The sequence below is a fragment of the Paenibacillus aceti genome, from assembly GCF_003614185.1.
Lineage (GTDB): Bacteria > Bacillota > Bacilli > Paenibacillales > Paenibacillaceae > Fontibacillus > Fontibacillus aceti.
In genome coordinates this window covers 3,864,118-3,881,785 of record NZ_KZ987724.1, presented here as the reverse complement: position 1 = coordinate 3,881,785, position 17,668 = coordinate 3,864,118, and the positions used below count along the sequence as shown (strand labels likewise).

Here is a 17,668-nt window from a genome sequence, read left to right as displayed (position 1 = left end):
CTATTCATTTTTTACAGGAGGCTTGGGGGAAAATGAGAGATTTCAGCACTTATTTCACGATGAAGGAATCAGATGCAATTACTTATGCCGCAACACAACTGGATATGTTCGATCCGGATGCGGATTTGGTATGTACGGAGATTGGCGACGGGAATCTGAACTTCGTATTCCGGGTACAGGATCCGAAGTCGGGCAAGTCGATTATTGTGAAGCAGGCTGGCCCCGTGGCCAGAATATCGAGCGATATTGAGGTTTCCACCGACCGTAACCGGATTGAGAGTGAGATCCTGGCGATTCAGTATGAGCTCGCACCCGGTTCTGTTCCGCAAATTTACAAGTTCGACAGTGTCATGAATTGCTGTGTGATGGAGGACTTGTCCGATCATATCATTATGAGAGAAGCGCTTATGGAGCATAAGCAATTCCCTCTTTTTGCCGATCATATGACGACCTTCCTGGCTAGCACTTTACTGCTCACCTCGGATGTGGTCATGAATCACAAGGAGAAGAAGGATCTCGTCAAACGTTTCATCAATCAGGACCTCTGTGAGATTACGGAGGACCTCGTCTACACAGAGCCGTTCTATGATTGTCCACGCAATGATGTGTTCGGGCCGACCCGGGTGTTCGCTCAGGAGCATCTATGGGATGATGAGGCCTTGCTGTTGGAGACAGCTAAGCTGAAATTTGAGTTTATGACCCATGCACAGTCGTTAATTCATGGGGATCTTCATACCGGATCGATCTTCGTCAAGGGGGATTCGACCAAGATCTTCGACCCTGAATTCGCCTTCTATGGTCCAGCGGGCTATGATATCGGCAATGTGATTGCTAACCTGATCTTCGCCTATATTAACGCGGAAATGACGATGGGGGCAGGGGCGGCTAAGGAGAAGCATATCGCGTGGTTGCTGAGCACGATCCAGTCGATCATCGATTTATTCCAGGAGAAATGGAACAAGCTGTGGGATGAGAAGGCGACGGATCGGGTGGCTCATTACCCAGGCTTCAAATCCTTCTATCTAAGCAATGTGCTTAAGGATACCGCGGCTGTGGCGGGACTTGAGCTGATTCGCAGAACTCTGGGGCTGGCTCATGTGAAGGATGTGACGTCTATCGCGGATGAGGTCAAGCGGGCCGAGGCCGAGAAGTTCTGTCTGATTGTAGGCAAGCGGTTCATCATGGAAAGGGAGCAGTTGGCGACAGGGGCCAAATACCTGGAAATTCTAAAAGAGGGGGTGCAACAGCATGCCTAATCAACAGGATATTCTATCATCTGTCATTCAATCTGTAACCTTGGACGATGCTAATAGTACGCTGATTATTCTGGATCAGACCTTGCTTCCGAATGAGAAGGTGTTCCTCGAGCTGCAGGAGATGAAGGATATATGGGAGGCCATCTATCATCTGCGTGTTCGCGGGGCCCCTGCCATCGGGATTGCAGCGGGATATGGCGCCTATCTGGGCACGAAGCAATCCAAGGCGGAGGCCTATGATGATCTGTATGCGGATTTCCTCAAGGTGAAGGAATATTTGGCTTCCTCCAGACCGACGGCCGTCAATCTGTTCTGGGCGCTGGATCGGATGGAGACGCGGTTCAAGCGGGAAGCGGGCAAATCGGTAGCTGAAGTGAAGGCTGCCCTGCTTGAAGAGTCGGAGTTGATCCGTTCCGAGGATGAGCAAATTTGCAAAAATATCGGCGAATACGCATTATCCCTGCTGAAGCCGGGCATGGGCTTGTTGACGCACTGCAATGCTGGAACGATAGCCACGGCCAAGTACGGGACTGCGCTTGCACCGATGTACTTGGGTCAGGAGCGCGGTTATAACTTCAAGGTGTATGCCGATGAGACGCGCCCGCTGCTTCAAGGGGCCAGGCTTACGGCATGGGAGCTGAAAGAGGCCGGGGTCGATGTCACGCTGATCTGCGACAATATGGCTTCCATCGTGATGAAGGAAGGCAAGATTCAAGCGGTGCTCGTCGGCTGCGACCGCGTGGCAGAGAATGGGGATACGGCGAATAAGATCGGTACATCGGGCGTGGCCATCTTGGCCAAGCACTATGGAGTTCCGTTCTATGTCTGCGCGCCGCTATCTACGGTTGACTTGAACTGCAAGCACGGCGACGATATTCATATCGAGCTGAGGCCAGCGGAAGAGATTACTACGAAATTCTACGCCAAGCCACAAGCGCCGGAAGGGGTGCAGACGTACAACCCTTGCTTCGACGTAACGGATCATAGCCTGATCACGGCCATTATCACCGAGAATGGTATTGCCTACGCGCCGTTTGAGGAGAGTCTGCCGCAGATGTTCAAGGCCGGAAAGTAGTACGAATCAGAAGAAGAGCAACCCATTCGCTTTTGGCGCTTTGGGCTGCTCTTTTTTAAGATGAGGATGGTTCGTCCAACCTCTATCCGAACTCAGTCCGACTCGAAAACTGCAAAACTGCAGGTTATTTGGCGCGAAACCACCTGTTCTTAGAAAATTCCTGCGATATGGAGTTTCGTTAGAGCTACGGAAGACCAGTGGTGAAACAGTGGCTCGCAGACTATTCGTCGCACTCGGTTAACGCTACATTGTGGGCTTCGAGGAACTCATGCCATTCCTGGCTGAGCGGCTTGTCCACTATGATGCTGTGGATATGCTCAAAGCCGCATATACTTGCGAAGGAAGTTCGGTCGAACTTGGTATGATCTGCGACCAGATACACTGTATTGGCGCGTTCCACGGCGAGTCTTCTTACCTCGGCCTGCTGCTCATTGGAATCGGTGATTCCATGCTGCATGCTGATCGTACGGCAGGAGATGAACGCGAGGTCGAAATAATAGCTGTTCATATTCTGCTCAGCATTGCGGCCGAGCGCGGACATGGAGCTGTTCGAGACAACGCCGCCGATGATTACAAGATGAACGCTGGGGCTATCCACTAACGTATTCACGATTTTCATCGAATTGGTCACTACAGTAATCCGTTTGTTTCCGATCATGTTGGCAATATACAAGGATGTTGTGGAGGCATCCAGGAATATGGAGTCCCCGTTCTTGATGAATTCCACACATTTGCTGGCGATCCGCTTCTTGCCCTCCACATGGATATGCTCTCGCAGATTGACATTCACGTCATTCTGCACGCCGTCTGATATATACGCCCCTCCGTAAATACGAATCAGGATTCCCTCGTCCTCCAATTGTTTAAGATCACGGCGGATCGATTCCTCCGTAACATTAAACATCGCAGTCAGCTCGGCAACAGTGACGTTTTTCTTTTCTATAATCAACTCTTTTATTTTGGCCTTACGGGCAATTGGTAACATAAAGTGATCACACTTCCCTATTTAGTTTGGTTTGTAGTTATTATAGCATATTTGAGGACGGAATTTACTATAATTGTGGGTTTTGTTGTTTGATAGGATATGGATTTGGACGATTTTTAGCTTTTATTCGCATTTTATCCCCTGTAGTTCTTGAAATACAACTTATTAAACCAACAAAATAACACATAAACAGAAATAAATAATTGACAAACAGTGTATAAAGTAGGAAAATCGATGTATGAAGTTGTGATTTTAGCTAGCCAGAGAATTCAGGAGGTGACTACATGCTGGATAATCAGAAATATTTAAGTGATTTTGAAGCGAAGAAGATGATCTGTGAAATAGGCAGACGGGTTTATGCGAAAGGCTTTGTAGCGGCGAATGATGGAAATATATCCGTGAAGACCGGGACGAATGCAATTTGGGCTACGCCTACGGGGGTCAGTAAAGGCTATATGACACCGGATATGCTGGTGAAGGTGGATCTCAGCGGCAAGGTGCTGGCCGGTAAGCTGAAGCCTTCCTCGGAAATCAAAATGCATTTGAGAGTCTATAAGGAAAATCCAAATGTAAACGCTGTAGTACATGCGCATCCGCAGGCGGCAACCGCTTTTGCAATCGCCGGGATCGGTCTGGACCAGGCGTATTCACCAGAAGGAGTCATTCTGCTCGGTAATGTGCCAGTTGCTCCCTATGCTACACCAAGCACTCAGGAGGTTCCGGATTCTATCGCTCCTTACTGCAAGGACTATAATGCGGTATTACTGGCCAACCACGGTGCGCTAACCTGGGGCAGGGATATTACGGAGGCTTACTTCCGCATGGAATCATTGGAGCATTATGCGATGACTGTCATCCTCACGAAGAAGATTACCGATCAAGTGCAGGAGCTGACCTGTGACCAGCTAACCGAGCTGATCAAGATCCGGGAGAAGATGGGGATCAAGACGGGAGGAACTCTGAGCTGTCGTACAGGTTCCCAAGGGAAGGCTGCCCCGCAAGCACCTCGGCAGGGGGTTGTAGAAGCAGATAAGCAGGAATTGATTCAGACGATCGTAGCCAAGGTAACGGAGGAAGTCATGAGAAGACTTCCATTAGATCATTAAGTAAAGTAGCAGGACCGGAAGTTAATGATTAGAGGGGGGAAGCATCGATGAATTTGACAGAAGCAGATGTTCAGAAAATTATTAGCAGCGTCATGACCAATATCGAGAAGAAGCTGTCGGACACAGCATCAGTCTCTGCGGCCTCAGCGGCTTCGATGGCGGTTCCGCAGGCTGGGTCAGCACAACCGGTAGTAGCAGCTTCTGCTGGCGGAGACCATGGAGTGTTTGATCGGGCTGAGGATGCGGTGAAGGCGGCTTATCAGGCACAGGCGGTGTTTGTGCAGAACTATAAGCTGGAGGCGCGTGAGGCGATTATTTCAGCGATTCGTCAAGCGACGCTAGCGAACAAGCAGGAATTGGCGCAGATGATCGTCGCTGAGACTAAGCTGGGCAAGCTGGCAGATAAGCTAGCCAAGCTGGAGTTGACAGCTGCCAAGACTCCGGGGACCGAAGATTTGAAAACGCTAGCATTTTCGGGAGATGACGGTCTGACGATTGTGGAACAAGGGCCTTTTGGCGTCATTGGAGCTGTGACCCCTGTGACGAATCCGGTAGAGACGATCATCAATAACTCGATCGGAATGATCGCCTCGGGCAATGCGGTGGTCTTCAATGTTCATCCGTCCTCGAAGAAATGCAGCGCCTTCGCTGTACAAATGATTAATCAGGCAATTCTTGCTGCTGGTGGCCCAGAGAATCTGGTCACGATGGTGAAAGAGCCGACGAAGGAGACGCTGGAACAGATCGTTGCGGCTCCGGAGACGAAGCTACTGGTCGGCACGGGTGGCCCCGGGCTGGTCAAGGCGCTGCTTAGCTCGGGCAAGAAGGCGATCGGCGCGGGCGCGGGCAATCCTCCCGTCATTGTCGATGAGACGGCGGATATTGAGCATGCGGCCAAGGAGATTATCAAGGGGGCGTCCTTCGATAACAATATTCTCTGTATCGCGGAGAAGGAAGTGTTCGTCGTTGATTCTGTAGCGGATGACCTGATTTATCACATGATGAATCATGGCGCATACCGTCTTGATCAACAGGAGCTAGATCAAGTGATGAGCTTCGCCTTGGAAGCGAATGAGCAGCAGGTAGCCCGTGGGTGCTCGCTCGATACGAAGCGGGTATTCCACACGGTGAAGGACTGGATCGGCAAGGATGCGATGACTTTCTTGGATAAGCTCGGTGTGAATCCGGGCAAGGAGGTAGAACTGCTCATTTGTGAAGTGGACTTCGATCATCCTTTTGTCCAATTGGAGCAAATGATGCCAGTACTGCCGATCGTTCGGGTACGGAATCTGGACGAGGCGATCGAGCTGGCGGTCAAGGCGGAGCATGGCAATCGCCATACGGCATTGATGCATTCCCGCAATGTGGAGCATTTGACGCGCTTTGCCCGAGCGATCGGGACGACGATTTTTGTGAAGAATGCATCCTCGTTGGCTGGCGTTGGCTTCGAGGGTGAGGGACATACGACGATGACCATTGCCGGGCCGACAGGCGAAGGGCTGACCTCGGCAAGAACATTTACAAGACAGAGACGCTGCGTCCTCGCGGAAGGCGCATTTCGAATCGTATAAATTGCGGGTAATCAGGAGGTGATGGGAGATGGATCGTTCTGCACTAGGTTTCCTGGAGGTTCAGGGCTACAGTGTAGCGCTTGCCGCGATGGACAGGGCGTGCAAGGCGGCGAATATTACGATACACGGGATGGATTGCAACAATCCGCCTGATGAGAAGAATGCCGTCATCCCCGTGATGGTACAGGTGAAATTCAGCGGACCCATCAGCGATGTACAGATCGCGCTTGAGGTGGCGCATGAAGCGGCCTGTGAGTATGTAAGTCCTAATGAAGTGATGATCCGCTGTATCCCTTCAAGCTCCAGTGAATTACATGCCTTGCTTCCGCTGGGAAAGGTGAAGCGTAAATAAGCGTGGTTGTCAGCAGGGGGGAGAAGATGAGAGAAGCTCTAGGAATGATCGAGACGATCGGGATGACCGCCGCGATCCGCGCTGCGGATATGATGGTCAAATGCGCTTACGTTGAAGTGATCGGATTCGAGCCATCGGGTGCGGGCTATGTCACGGTCCTGGTCAAAGGCTCTGTCGCTTCGGTACAGGCTGCCCTGGAGATTGGAGAGGAAGAAGCGGGACACACGGGACAGATCATCGCTGTACATGCGATTAACAATCCTTACGAAGGAATCCGCCCCATAATTCCGGTTGACAGAATGGAGAATGAAGATGGAGAGCTATGAGGCGATTGGCGTTGTAGAGGCGCAGCATTTCACGACGGCGTTGGAGCTGGTTGATGAAATGTGCAAGACGTCTCATGTTCAGCTGCTAGGTGCCGAGAAGTATCTGGGGGGAAGGCTCGTCAGCTTGATCGTGGCAGGCAGCATTGCCAATGTGACGGCGGCCGTTGAAGCAGCCAGAGAGGTATGCGCTAGGAAGCCGAGTAACCCGCTGAAGATGAGTCTGGTAATCCCTAAGCCACATGTCGAGATCATGAAGTTCATAGTCCCGACGCGTGAGGCAGAAGAAGCGGAGGCCGTGGAGGTTCCGGAGGCGCTGATTCAAGAGACAGTTGCGCGAGATGCGGTAGAGCAGACGGCGAGAGGGCCTGAGCCGAAGGCACAAAGAACGAAAGTGCACGAGCCGAAAGCGCAAGAGACAGTGACGCAAGAGGTTGCGGTACAACAGAAGGAAGCACAGCAGGAGGTAGAGCCCGAGGATGCTACGGAGGGGACGAAGACTTCCAGCCCTCGCAAAAATACAAAGAAACGCAAATAAGTTAATTAAAAATAGGAGGAATTATCCATGAACGAATCTATTGCGATTATCGAAACCAGAGGCTTAACGGCAGCGATTGAGGCGGCCGATGCGATGTTGAAGGCAGCGAATGTTGAAATTGTAGGCACAGAGAAGATCGGCTCCGGTCTTGTCACTGTAGTTGTACGCGGCGATGTAGGTGCAGTGAAGGCTGCAGCAGAGGTAGGCTCCGAAGCCGCGCAACGAATCGGTGAGCTCGTAGCGGCTCATGTCATCCCAAGACCACATAGCGATGTGGCGAAGCTGTTGCCTATGTTGAAATAGTTTCTAGCTGCATCAAATACAGCTAAAGATGCGATTAATGACTCTACCACATTTTTAATTGCAGAATCTGCAGGCAAATTAGCGAGTTTCGCTCATATAGCAGAAGATGGTGGATTTAAATGTACATTATGCATTTCCGCGAAGAGCTTCTTTGTAATATGAGAATTTAAATGTACTTTTTACAGCTACAACTACTATATCGATTCTATGATCTTTCTATAAATTGAGGAGGCGCATCCCCCATGAACGAATCATTAGGTGTTATTGAGACCAGAGGCTTAACGGCAGCGATTGAGGCGGCTGACGCGATGCTGAAGGCAGCGAATGTTGAAATTATAGGCACAGAGAAGATCGGCTCCGGCTTGGTCAGCGTGATGGTAAAAGGCGAGGTGGGTGCAGTCAAGGCGGCGGTAGAGGTTGGATCTGAAGCCGCGCAGAGAATTGGCGAACTCATCGCCGTACATGTTATCCCGAGACCGCATGGAGATGTTGTGAAGCTTCTCCCTAGCATGAACTAAGAAGTGGTGATCCTATGACACAATCGATTACGGTTGGACTGACAGAGACGATTACGAAGCTTGTCATGGAGGAACTTGACAAGGCCGGCTTGGCTCCCATCGCGGAGCCGGGCAGGCATGTGCCGGTCGGCGTATCAGCCAGACATGTGCATGTGAATCGCGAGCATCTGGATATCCTGTTCGGGCCGGGCTATGAGCTGACTATATTCAAGGATATTTCCCAACCTGGACAGTTTGCAGCTAATGAGCAAGTCACATTGGTCGGTCCGAAGGGACGAATCGAGAAGGTTCGCATTCTCGGGCCGTTGCGCAAGGATACGCAGGTGGAAGTAGCGCCTAGCGATGCCCGGAGGCTCGGTGTCGATCCTCCGGTCAGACAATCCGGCGTACACCCTGGCACACCGGGTATTACACTTATCGGTCCCAAGGGGACTGTCGTTATTGAACAGGGATGTATTATAGCCGAGCGCCATATTCATATGACCCCTGATGATGCAGCAGCCTTCGGTGTTCAGAACGGACAGAAGGTGCAAGTGAAGATCGAAGGGCAAAGGGGCGGACTTATGGATGAGGTGATGATCCGCGTTAGAGATGATTTTGCGCTGGACATGCATATTGATACCGATGACGGTAATGCCTTTGGGCTGAAGACAGGGGATATGCTGGAGATTATTAAATAGTAAAGTGAGGACAAAGGGATGATTATTGGTAGAGTCGTAGGCAATGTGGTATCTTCCCGTAAATATGATACGCTCCAGGGCTATAAATTACTGCTTATTCGTCCTCAATATACGGATAACCAAGAGGTTATCGTCGCAGCTGATGTCATGGGCGCTGGTATAGGGCAGCAGGTGATCGTGTCTTTTGGGGAGGGCAATCAGCATGCGTTAACGAAGAACGCTCCGATCGACGCATTGGTCGTCGGGATTGTCGATAACGAGCCGATCATCGATTTGTCTGAACAGCCATAAAGAAGGAGGGGAGCCGAAGTGACAGAGACGCTCCACCTATGATATAGACTCAACAAGATGTGATTGGTATTCCGCTCATCTTAATATGATAGAGAACTGCGCGCAGCCTCTTCCAGCGCTGGACAATGCTGGTGAAGTATTAGGCGTATTATACGATAAAATAAGTAGGGCCTTTCAGGCAGAGTTGACGGTTGAGGAGGCGCTTCAGCAAGCAGAAGCGGAGATCCTCTCCAAGCAGAAAGAGGGGAAGTCATCATGAAGATAGTTGTCGTCGGGGGAGTAGCGGCAGGCATGTCCGCGGCTTCAAAGCTTAAGCGAATGGATCAGAGTGTGGAAGTCGTTGTGTATGAGAAGGGTAGTTTTTTATCCTATGGAGCCTGCGGTTTACCGTACTATGTGTCAGGTGTAAATGATGATTATACCAAAATGATCGCCCGTCCGCGTGAGAAATTTGAGGAGGCGGGGATTAGGACGAATATGCGGCATGAGGTGCTCAAGGTGATTTCGGGCAGCAAGCAGATTATGGTCAAGGACCTCGAACGCAATCGGGTATTCATGGAATCCTACGATAAGCTGATGATTGCTACGGGGACCCGGCCGCTCGTGCCGAATCTGCCAGGTAAGGAGCTGGACGGGGTTCTGATGCTGAAGACGCTGGAGGATGGCATCGCCATGCAGCAGATCGTGGCCAGGCCAGATGTTCAGGATGTAGTCATCGTCGGCGCTGGTTATATCGGGATCGAGGTAGCGGAGGCGATGGTCGAGCTTGGCAAACGGGTACGAGTGATCGAGCTTGGGGAGCGCATTTTGAAGACTTTTGACCAGGAAATCACGGATATAGCAACTGAGGAGCTGCTCCAGCATGGCGTTCGGTTGAATCTTGGTGAGAAGGTCGAGGCGATTACGGGCGACGGAAAAGTACAAGGCGTGCAGACAGATAAGGCCCTCTATGCGGCGGATCTCGTCATTCTGGCGATCGGCGTCAGGCCGAATACCGGCTTCCTGCAGGGCTCAGGCGTTGCGCTGGCCCGCAACGGGGCTGTCATTATCGACCGCGAGATGCGTACTAGTGTCGAGGATATCTATTCCGCAGGCGACTGTGCTGAAGTATATAGCCGGGTGATGGAGGAGAATACCTTCATCCCGCTCGGGACGACGGCGAATAAATGCGGACGGCTCGCGGGTAGCAATATGCTCGGCAAGCATGAGAAATTTATCGGCACGTTGGGCAGCGCTGCGATCAAGGTGCTGGGGCTGGAGCTGGGCCGGACAGGGATGTCGGAAGCGGATGCGCGTAGATTGGGCATCGATTACAGTACCGTGTTCGTTACCTCTGGAGATCACCCGAGATATTATCCAGATCCGACACCGATTCGCTTCAAGCTGATTTATGATAAGCGAACCCAGGTTCTGCTGGGGGCTCAAGGCATCGGCGAGAAGGGAGTCGTGCTGCGGATTGACATCTTTGCGGTCGCTATTCACGCCGGGATGACGACACGCGAGCTGGGTATGGTCGATCTCTGTTATGCTCCGCCTTTTGCGGGGGTGTGGGATGCCGTTCATATTGCATGTAATGCAGCGAAGTAGCCAGGAGGGAGAAGCGGATGAGTTCGAAAATAATGAGTTTGGAAGAAGCGGCAGGGTTAGTCCGGGACGGCGACCGCATTTCCTTCGGCGGTAATGTACTGCATCGCGCACCGATGGCGATGGTACGGGAATTGGCCCGTCAGAGACGGAAGAACCTCCGCATCGTAAAGACGGCGGGGGCGCATGATATCGACCTTCTGTGCGCGGTCGGTTGTGTGGAATCTGTCGATGCTGGATTCGTCAGCTATGAGACGGAATTCGGTCTGGCGATGCATTATCGCAAGGCAGTAGAAGGCGGCAGAGTAATCGGGAATGAGCATGCCTGTTATACGGTGATCTGCGCCTTGCGGGCGGCGGCAGCGGGAGCGCCATTCATGCCAGTCGCCGGGCTTAAGGCTGGGGATCTGTTACAGGTGGCGGATTATTTTCGCGTCATTCAGGACCCGTTCAGTGGTGAGCCTATAACGGTCGTTAAGGCAATTGTTCCGGATGTTGCCGTCGTTCATGTGCAAGAGGCGGATGAACAGGGCAATGCGGTCATCTATGGGCCGAAATTTGAGGATGCGCTAATGAGTCGCGCAGCACGTAAGGTCATTGTAACGACGGAGAAGATCGTGCCTCGCAGCAAAATCAGGATGCGTCCCGATCTGGTCGATATTCCTGGCTTCCTGGTCAGCGCCGTGGTGCACGCCCCGAGAGGCGCGGCGCCTTGCTCGGTGGAGAAGGCCTATGATGCCGATTGGAAGGCGATCGAGCGGTTCAAGAAGCTCAAAGCCGAGGAGATGGACATCTATTTGCAGGAATATGAGCTGAAGGATAGAGGTTTTAAGGCAGGTGGACTAAGATGAATATGAATCTCATGAGCAAAGGCGCTGAACCAAGGGTATGCGATATTATGGTGTGTGCCATGGCAAGGCTATTGAGGGATGAAGATCGCGTGTTCCATGGCGTATCGTCGCAAATGCCGATGGTGGCGATGATGCTGGCCCGACATATGCATGCCCCGAACCTCGTTCATCTGAACATTCCCGGCGGCGTTAATCCGGCTTCGATCAAGAAGCCGTCCTACTCTTCGGCAGGTGCCGAGCTGCTGGCGAGCGGCGAGGCTTATTTCCCGCTGGAGCATGTATTCGATCTGTCTATGCGCGGCGGGCTGGATGTCGCTTTTCTCGGCGGGGTGCAGTTCGACGTTACCGGTAACGTCAATGCCTCAGTTATCGGCGATTATCATAAGCCGAAGGTGCGTCTGCCCGGCGGGGCAGGCAGCGCGGTGTTGATCCCTACGGCGAAGCGGGCGATTATCTGGCGTACGAAGCATGATAAGCGTACTTTTGTGGAGAAGGTGGATTTCGTGACGACAAGAGGCAATCTGTGGAAGATCGTTACGAATCTGTGTGTATTCGAATTTAAGAATGGCAGCCTGTATCTGGACTCCATCCATCCGACCTCTTCGCTGGAAGAAGTGGCCGCGAACACGGGCTTCCCGCTGCGTTATGATGAGATTCGCTACACACCACTGCCGACCGAACGCGAAATGAGCCTGCTGAAGCAGATCGATCCCTTCGATTACCGTGCGAAGGAAATGTAATGTTTGTTGTCATAGAGTCGTCTGATCCCGGATAAATGCGGGAACTGGACGGCTCTTTTTGGTGTGTTTGGGTAGGAGAGACGCCGGTCCTGTTTATGCTGTCTCCTGCTGCTCTAACGAAACATGGTATCGCTATTTGCACCCGAAAGGCCCTTTGGAAATTGCAACGAAACGGGATATCGCTATTCGGCTAAATTCATCCTCTAAGGACTGCATTTGTTTCCAATAACGATCTGGAGTTTCGTTAGATTTCGAGAGGGCCTATTTTCGTAGGAATAGCGTTCTGTAGTTTCCTTAGACCCCTGTCCTATTATCGGGAAATGAACCTCAGAGAGTTGGGTGAATCTTCGGTTCGAAGATGAATTCCATAGATTTATGGTATGTGCCGCCTACTTTTTGCATAAAAAGTAGTAGAGAGGATAAGTGATCGCAAGGTTGATAGGAAGTCGGATTTACAAGCAGGATGTATGCCGTTTAGCGCTCATCGTTATTGCGGGCGGCTGGCGAGAACGCGGATGGAGGTCGTAGATTTGAAGAATGAAGGATGGAGCACCTTGAGATTCAGGACATCAAGCGGAGGAGAGCAGCCTAATCCGGCTAATAAAGAAGAAGCCAGAGGTGGTCAAGAAGAATCATGGAATAGAGAGGATCACCAAGATCTATATAAAGGAAGGAGCTTGAACCCGTCTATCTCTGACTCCCCGAGGGGGAAAGTGGAGAGGCGCCCGAAGTTGCGGTGGAATTCGGCGGGGAAAATGAAGGGGGGCCGGGGAGGAAGGTTCGGCCCCCTGGCCGCGCTCGCAGCCGTAGGCGCGCTAGCGGTGCTGCTGCCCGTGCTGCTCGTACAGCACGGGGCGCCGCAGGCGCAGGACGCCGCCCGCACTGCGGCGGCGGTGCATTCGCCGGCCGCGGGCCAGGCCGGCGGCCGGGCAGAGGGATCGGGCCGCCAGGCTGCGGCCGATCCCGAACAGTTGCCCGTGCGCGTGTACTTGACGCACACGGGCGAGGTGGAGACGCTGCCGCTCGAGGAATACGTCACCGGCGTGCTGGCCGCCGAAATGCCGGCTGACTTCGAGCTCGCGGCCCTCAAGGCGCAGGCGATAGCGGCACGTACCTTTATCGCCCGCCGCCTGGCCGCCGGGGACACTAGCGGAGTCCCCGGTGGCGTGGCTGATGTGAACGATACCGTCTCACATCAGGCCTATGTGTCTAGCAGTGCCCTGGAAGAATGGAAGACCAGCGGAAGAGGCAAGCAGCTTAAGAGGCTGCAACAGGCTGTAGATCAGACGCGCGGCATTATAATGACCTATCAAGGTCAGCCGATCACGGCTTCCTTCTTCTCCTCCAGCGGCGGCTACACCGAGAATTCAGAGGATTACTGGTCGAGTGCGGTACCTTATCTTCGCAGCGTCTCCAGCCCTTGGGAGCTGGGGCTTAATCCTAAGAATATAGTTACGGAGCAGATAAGCCTGAAGGAGGTGTTCGCGAAATTGGGACAGCAGGCCCCGGCGCTCCCGGCAATCGGCGCAAATGATGGAAGCGGCAAAGGGACGGGGACTGGTAAGGGGATAAGTCCAGATAAGGAAACTGGTGCGGGCAAGAGGGCGAGTTCTGGGAACGGATTAGGCACGGAAACTGCCGCAGGTAACAGTACGCTGGGAAGTTCCGAGCAAGCTGCAAGCACGGGGACGCCAGCGGCGAAGCTATTCAAAGTGCTGTCTGTGACAGCGGGAGGCCGGGTGAAGGATATTCGCATCGGCGATAACACCTATAGCGGCCGCGAAGTCCGCGAGAAGCTGGATCTGCGCTCCAGCCAATTCACGATAGAGCTGGATGGTTCGAAGGTGAAGATCACGACTTACGGCTCTGGGCACGGGGTAGGAATGAGCCAATGGGGCGCCAACGGAATGGCCAAGCGGGGCTACACGACGACGCAAATTCTCAGACACTACTATACTGGAATATCATTCGGTCAAATTTCCGATATTTTGGGGCAGCAAAAGAAATGATAAGTCACAGCAAGTTCTCACTGACCTGGGTATCGCCCAACAGACGTCACTAAACAGACTAAGTAAATAAACACATAAGTTAACCGTGGACACACAGCCGCGAAATAGACAAATATCGCGCAGACAGACTGTGAACCTAGCTACACAAACTAATAAAGCAAAACTACCTGTGAAATGCCGCCGCAAACTAACTGTGGAAATTACCGAAAACTAAAAGCCTGCAAAACTGCAGGCTTTTGCGAACAAAACCACCTGTTCCTAGGGAATTCCTGCAAATGTGCAGGCTTTTTCTCCCTTTTGGTTGGAATCAGGCTGGAGTTGAGAAAATTCCTGCATAATCGCAGGCTTTTCTAGTAGATGGCCGCTCGCGTTACCAGATCGTACAATAACACGATCAAATACAAAGGTTGCTTCCTATATACTATACTTTTTTTGCAAGCGTGAGGCTATGAGAGATGAGCTAGGGCTGTAGAGGGCTATAAAGGGAAGCTACAGAGTGCTACAGAGAGTTACAAGAGCTTTATAGAACGCTACAGAGTTTCTATAGAGAGTTGCAGAGTGCCATAGAGAACTATAAAGAGTTCCATAGAGCGCTACAAAGCCCGCCGGAGAGAGCCACAGCGACCGTAGAAGAGCAGTAGATTGAAAGCTAATTGAGAGCTAAATCTGGCAAGGCTCTTATTTTACAAAAAAAATTAGTATAGCCAAGTATAAAAGCATTTGCCTCGGTAACAATGATTATTGAGGTGATGAGGCAATGAGTGAACAAAATAACAAAAAGAAGAACCATGAGGAATCTCCTAAAATTACAATGGGAGAGCCGGTAGCACCGGTATCCACGTGGAAGAGAGTTTTATCTAAAAGATGGGTATTCCCAGCAATTTACATGGCGGCAGTGGCAATTATACTAACGTTAGTGTGGGTCTATCAGGATGCCAGCCAAAAGCCGAAGGACGCCCCTGCCAGTGTCTCGCAATCTATTGAAGACAGTCAGGGAACAGCGGGGAAAACAGATGGGAAGCAGGATGAACAAGCTGCTGAGACCGTCGCTTCCGCTGAAGATTTCGCGTGGCCTGTTGCTAATGTAGCCGATGTTTCCGTCGTCAAGCCGTTCTATGATAAGGATGGAAGTGCTGAGGAACACCAAGCGGCGCTCGTTCAGTACAATGATACGTTCAGAGCGAATACCGGGATTGACCTGGCGCGCAAGGATGATCAGCCATTTGAAGTCAAAGCAGCGATGAGCGGTAAGGTTACGCGGGCTGAGGAAGCTCCGTTAGTCGGGTATGTCGTAGAGATTACACATGCTAACAACTTGAAGACGGTGTATGAGAGCCTGTCCGATGTGAAGGTAGAGATGAACGCTGAAGTGAAGCAAGGCGATGTGCTCGGCGTATCTGGACGTAATGAGTTGGAGAAGGATCTCGGCAACCATGTTCATTTCGCAGTGTATGAGAATGACGAGCCGGTGAATCCGGCGCATGTCCTGCCTAAGGACGAATAATAATTCGAGAGTCCTGAATATTTGAATAGTGGCTTGTCCGTATAATTTCGCTCGGTAGTTCAGTGATACGGAGAATGGCCCAAGTTCAGACGAAGAGACCCCAAATCCATAATCGAGTGGATGGGATGGGGTCCTTTTTTTTGTTTATTTTACAGGCTTATTTAAAATATTTGGTCTCGCTTAGGCTTGTCAGGCTTGGAAACAAAGAATATATGGGCACGCCCCTCATATAATGTACCAAACTATCTCGAGTAGGGAGGCGGGAGCGTGCACGATTACATCAAAGAACGGACGATTAAAATTGGTCGCTGCATCGTGGAAACTCGGCATACGGTACGGACCATAGCGAAAGAATTCGGCGTATCGAAAAGCACGGTGCACAAGGATTTAACTGAGCGTCTGCCGGAGATCAATCCGGATTTAGCAGATCAGGTGAAGCACATTCTCGAATACCATAAGTCGATCAGACATCTCCGTGGAGGCGAGGCGACTAAGATCAAGTATAAGAAAAAAGGTCAGAACAAACGGGAGGTAATTGGCTCAGCACGTTGATTTACAGGCATTCCGCGGCGATTGCAATGGGACTTTAGGATTATCATTGAACACCTCCCCCAAAGTATGGTATTTTTAAATATGGTATAACAATGTGGATTTTTATCCATTGGACCCGAATTTTCACGGAATTAGGCACCGTTCTGTCGATTGACTGCACCAGGAAATATGGGGACGAATTTGCCATGTTTTGCATATCAGATTGCCCTGAGCCAGGGGGTCAGGTTGGTCTCTACAGGATCACGGCAGGGGGATACACTGTCATTTCTGTCGGATCTTGTATTTTATTGCTGTGACTAACTGACTTCCCAGCCTGGGCAGTCTATACTGTACAAATTGTTCGCCGACATTAGAGAACGGTGTCTCGTTGCATATAGACCGTCCCTTTAAATGTCAACAAAAAACGCTTTGGGGGAGCATCGTAATGATGAGCAAGGATATTGGTATTGATTTGGGTACAGCGAATGTACTGATTCATGTCAAAGGAAAAGGAGTGGTTCTTGACGAACCGTCTGTAGTAGCCATTGATAACGACGCCAAGCGTGTACTTGCCGTAGGTGAGGACGCAAGACGAATGGTTGGACGTACGCCAGGAAATATCGTTGCGATCAGGCCTCTGCGTGATGGCGTAATTGCTGACTTTGAAGTTACAGAGACGATGATGAAGTATTTCATCGATCGTGTGGGGGGCAAGAGCTGGTACAGCCATCCCCGGATTTTGATCTGCGCTCCGACGAATATTACTTCGGTGGAGCAGAAATCGATTCGTGAAGCTGCTGAGCGAAGCGGCGCCAAGGAAGTGTTCATGGAACAGGAACCGAAGGCCGCAGCGATCGGAGCAGGTATGGACATATTCGAACCGAGCGGTAACATGGTTGTCGATATCGGCGGCGGGACGACGGATGTAGCGGTACTCTCGATGGGGGATATCGTTACGTCCTCGTCTATCAAGATTGCCGGCGACAAGTTTGATTCCGCCATTATTAAATATATTAAAGGAAAGTACAAGCTCCTGATCGGTGAGCGTACGGCAGAGGATATCAAGATTGGCGTAGGGACGGTGCATCCTTCCGGTCGCATCGCCGAGATGGACATTCGCGGCAGAGACATGGTATCTGGATTGCCGTTAACGGTCACGGTCACTTCGAAGGAAATTCAGGAAGCGCTGTTCGATTCGGTCGCTACGATCGTAGCTGGGGCCAAATCGGTGCTTGAACGTACTCCACCTGAGCTGTCAGCGGATATTATCGACCGCGGCGTAATTCTGACGGGCGGCGGCGCATTGCTGCACGGATTGGACGAGCTATTGGCCGAGGAGCTTCATGTGCCCGTATTGATTGCTGAAGATCCGATGCATTGCGTAGTTAAAGGTACGGGGATTATGCTCGATAATTTGGACAAGGCCATTAAGAAAAGATTCTAATCGACCG

General features: G+C 51.5%; 19 protein-coding genes. 18 read left to right on the top strand and 1 reads right to left on the bottom strand.

All coding sequences use genetic code 11. The annotated features are described in order from the left end of the window. The first annotated feature begins 32 nt into the window (after positions 1–32). Both mtnK and mtnA read left to right on the top strand, forming a co-directional pair. A complete protein-coding gene (mtnK, locus tag BFJ94_RS17430) occupies positions 33–1,256 on the top strand; it encodes an S-methyl-5-thioribose kinase (protein ID WP_120463797.1) in 1,224 nt (407 codons plus the stop codon). Continuing rightward, positions 1,249–2,331 (top strand): S-methyl-5-thioribose-1-phosphate isomerase, encoded by a 1,083-nt coding sequence (gene mtnA, locus BFJ94_RS17425; protein ID WP_120463796.1) that lies wholly within the window; start codon positions 1,249–1,251, stop codon positions 2,329–2,331. Before mtnK ends, mtnA begins: the two co-directional genes overlap by 8 nt. A 220-nt stretch (positions 2,332–2,551) precedes the next feature. On the opposite strand, the gene BFJ94_RS17420 is transcribed toward mtnA, so the two are convergent. Then, positions 2,552–3,316 (bottom strand): DeoR/GlpR family DNA-binding transcription regulator, encoded by a 765-nt coding sequence (locus BFJ94_RS17420; RefSeq protein WP_120463795.1) that lies wholly within the window; start codon positions 3,314–3,316, stop codon positions 2,552–2,554. Positions 3,317–3,600: 284 nt separating this feature from the next. Between BFJ94_RS17420 and BFJ94_RS17415 the strand changes: the two genes are divergently transcribed. The 16 genes from BFJ94_RS17415 (at position 3,601) to BFJ94_RS17340 (ending at position 17,661) form a co-directional block, all read left to right on the top strand. Further along, positions 3,601–4,422 carry a class II aldolase/adducin family protein gene (locus BFJ94_RS17415; RefSeq protein ID WP_120463794.1) on the top strand — a complete coding sequence of 274 codons (822 nt, stop codon included), beginning with the start codon at positions 3,601–3,603 and terminating at the stop codon, positions 4,420–4,422. A 47-nt stretch (positions 4,423–4,469) separates the two neighbouring features. Further along, on the top strand, positions 4,470–5,993 hold the full coding sequence (locus BFJ94_RS17410; protein ID WP_120463793.1) for an aldehyde dehydrogenase family protein: 1,524 nt from the start codon (positions 4,470–4,472) through the stop codon (positions 5,991–5,993). 28 nt (positions 5,994–6,021) lie between these two features. After that, positions 6,022–6,345, top strand: coding sequence for a BMC domain-containing protein (locus BFJ94_RS17405; RefSeq protein ID WP_120463792.1), 324 nt, complete (start codon positions 6,022–6,024; stop codon positions 6,343–6,345). A 26-nt stretch (positions 6,346–6,371) separates the two neighbouring features. Next, entirely contained in the window at positions 6,372–6,671 is a 300-nt protein-coding gene (locus BFJ94_RS17400) for a BMC domain-containing protein (protein ID WP_120463791.1), read from the top strand. Next, a complete protein-coding gene (locus BFJ94_RS17395) occupies positions 6,658–7,206 on the top strand; it encodes a BMC domain-containing protein (protein ID WP_162944317.1) in 549 nt (182 codons plus the stop codon). Before BFJ94_RS17400 ends, BFJ94_RS17395 begins: the two co-directional genes overlap by 14 nt. Before the next feature lie 27 nt (positions 7,207–7,233). Continuing rightward, a complete protein-coding gene (locus BFJ94_RS17390; protein ID WP_120463789.1) occupies positions 7,234–7,509 on the top strand; it encodes a BMC domain-containing protein in 276 nt (91 codons plus the stop codon). 242 nt (positions 7,510–7,751) lie between these two features. Beyond that, positions 7,752–8,027, top strand: a complete 276-nt coding sequence (locus BFJ94_RS17385) for a BMC domain-containing protein (protein ID WP_120463788.1) — start codon at positions 7,752–7,754, stop codon at positions 8,025–8,027. Positions 8,028–8,092: 65 nt separating this feature from the next. Beyond that, complete coding sequence (pduL, locus tag BFJ94_RS17380) at positions 8,093–8,707, top strand: phosphate propanoyltransferase (protein ID WP_120465284.1); 615 nt, start codon at positions 8,093–8,095, stop codon at positions 8,705–8,707. A gap of 18 nt (positions 8,708–8,725) precedes the next feature. Continuing rightward, on the top strand, positions 8,726–8,998 hold the full coding sequence (locus BFJ94_RS17375; RefSeq protein WP_120463787.1) for a EutN/CcmL family microcompartment protein: 273 nt from the start codon (positions 8,726–8,728) through the stop codon (positions 8,996–8,998). Positions 8,999–9,253: 255 nt separating this feature from the next. Then, positions 9,254–10,585: a CoA-disulfide reductase gene (locus tag BFJ94_RS17370; RefSeq protein ID WP_120463786.1), complete on the top strand. Its 1,332-nt coding sequence runs from the start codon at positions 9,254–9,256 to the stop codon at positions 10,583–10,585. Between the two features lie 17 nt (positions 10,586–10,602). Next, the gene (locus BFJ94_RS17365; RefSeq protein ID WP_120463785.1) at positions 10,603–11,433 is read left to right on the top strand and encodes a CoA transferase subunit A; all 831 of its coding nucleotides are present in this window, start codon (positions 10,603–10,605) and stop codon (positions 11,431–11,433) included. Next, the gene (locus tag BFJ94_RS17360; protein WP_229716932.1) at positions 11,430–12,173 is read left to right on the top strand and encodes a CoA-transferase subunit beta; all 744 of its coding nucleotides are present in this window, start codon (positions 11,430–11,432) and stop codon (positions 12,171–12,173) included. Before BFJ94_RS17365 ends, BFJ94_RS17360 begins: the two co-directional genes overlap by 4 nt. Positions 12,174–12,640: 467 nt before the next feature. Further along, complete coding sequence (locus tag BFJ94_RS17355) at positions 12,641–14,182, top strand: SpoIID/LytB domain-containing protein (RefSeq protein ID WP_229716933.1); 1,542 nt, start codon at positions 12,641–12,643, stop codon at positions 14,180–14,182. A gap of 757 nt (positions 14,183–14,939) precedes the next feature. Continuing rightward, positions 14,940–15,686, top strand: a complete 747-nt coding sequence (locus tag BFJ94_RS17350) for a M23 family metallopeptidase (protein WP_120463784.1) — start codon at positions 14,940–14,942, stop codon at positions 15,684–15,686. Positions 15,687–15,953: 267 nt separating this feature from the next. After that, positions 15,954–16,238, top strand: coding sequence for a sporulation transcriptional regulator SpoIIID (gene spoIIID / locus BFJ94_RS17345; RefSeq protein ID WP_120463783.1), 285 nt, complete (start codon positions 15,954–15,956; stop codon positions 16,236–16,238). 424 nt (positions 16,239–16,662) lie between these two features. Continuing rightward, entirely contained in the window at positions 16,663–17,661 is a 999-nt protein-coding gene (locus tag BFJ94_RS17340) for a rod shape-determining protein (protein WP_120463782.1), read from the top strand. Positions 17,662–17,668 lie beyond the last annotated feature (7 nt).

Coding starts and splice junctions, on each gene's coding strand:
- mtnK (WP_120463797.1), top strand. CDS start 33: ATGAGAGATTTCAGCACTTATTTCACGATGAAGGAATCAGATGCAATT.
- mtnA (WP_120463796.1), top strand. CDS start 1,249: ATGCCTAATCAACAGGATATTCTATCATCTGTCATTCAATCTGTAACC.
- BFJ94_RS17420 (WP_120463795.1), bottom strand. CDS start 3,316: ATGTTACCAATTGCCCGTAAGGCCAAAATAAAAGAGTTGATTATAGAA.
- BFJ94_RS17415 (WP_120463794.1), top strand. CDS start 3,601: ATGCTGGATAATCAGAAATATTTAAGTGATTTTGAAGCGAAGAAGATG.
- BFJ94_RS17410 (WP_120463793.1), top strand. CDS start 4,470: ATGAATTTGACAGAAGCAGATGTTCAGAAAATTATTAGCAGCGTCATG.
- BFJ94_RS17405 (WP_120463792.1), top strand. CDS start 6,022: ATGGATCGTTCTGCACTAGGTTTCCTGGAGGTTCAGGGCTACAGTGTA.
- BFJ94_RS17400 (WP_120463791.1), top strand. CDS start 6,372: ATGAGAGAAGCTCTAGGAATGATCGAGACGATCGGGATGACCGCCGCG.
- BFJ94_RS17395 (WP_162944317.1), top strand. CDS start 6,658: ATGGAGAGCTATGAGGCGATTGGCGTTGTAGAGGCGCAGCATTTCACG.
- BFJ94_RS17390 (WP_120463789.1), top strand. CDS start 7,234: ATGAACGAATCTATTGCGATTATCGAAACCAGAGGCTTAACGGCAGCG.
- BFJ94_RS17385 (WP_120463788.1), top strand. CDS start 7,752: ATGAACGAATCATTAGGTGTTATTGAGACCAGAGGCTTAACGGCAGCG.
- pduL (WP_120465284.1), top strand. CDS start 8,093: ATGGAGGAACTTGACAAGGCCGGCTTGGCTCCCATCGCGGAGCCGGGC.
- BFJ94_RS17375 (WP_120463787.1), top strand. CDS start 8,726: ATGATTATTGGTAGAGTCGTAGGCAATGTGGTATCTTCCCGTAAATAT.
- BFJ94_RS17370 (WP_120463786.1), top strand. CDS start 9,254: ATGAAGATAGTTGTCGTCGGGGGAGTAGCGGCAGGCATGTCCGCGGCT.
- BFJ94_RS17365 (WP_120463785.1), top strand. CDS start 10,603: ATGAGTTCGAAAATAATGAGTTTGGAAGAAGCGGCAGGGTTAGTCCGG.
- BFJ94_RS17360 (WP_229716932.1), top strand. CDS start 11,430: ATGAATATGAATCTCATGAGCAAAGGCGCTGAACCAAGGGTATGCGAT.
- BFJ94_RS17355 (WP_229716933.1), top strand. CDS start 12,641: ATGCCGTTTAGCGCTCATCGTTATTGCGGGCGGCTGGCGAGAACGCGG.
- BFJ94_RS17350 (WP_120463784.1), top strand. CDS start 14,940: ATGAGTGAACAAAATAACAAAAAGAAGAACCATGAGGAATCTCCTAAA.
- BFJ94_RS17340 (WP_120463782.1), top strand. CDS start 16,663: ATGATGAGCAAGGATATTGGTATTGATTTGGGTACAGCGAATGTACTG.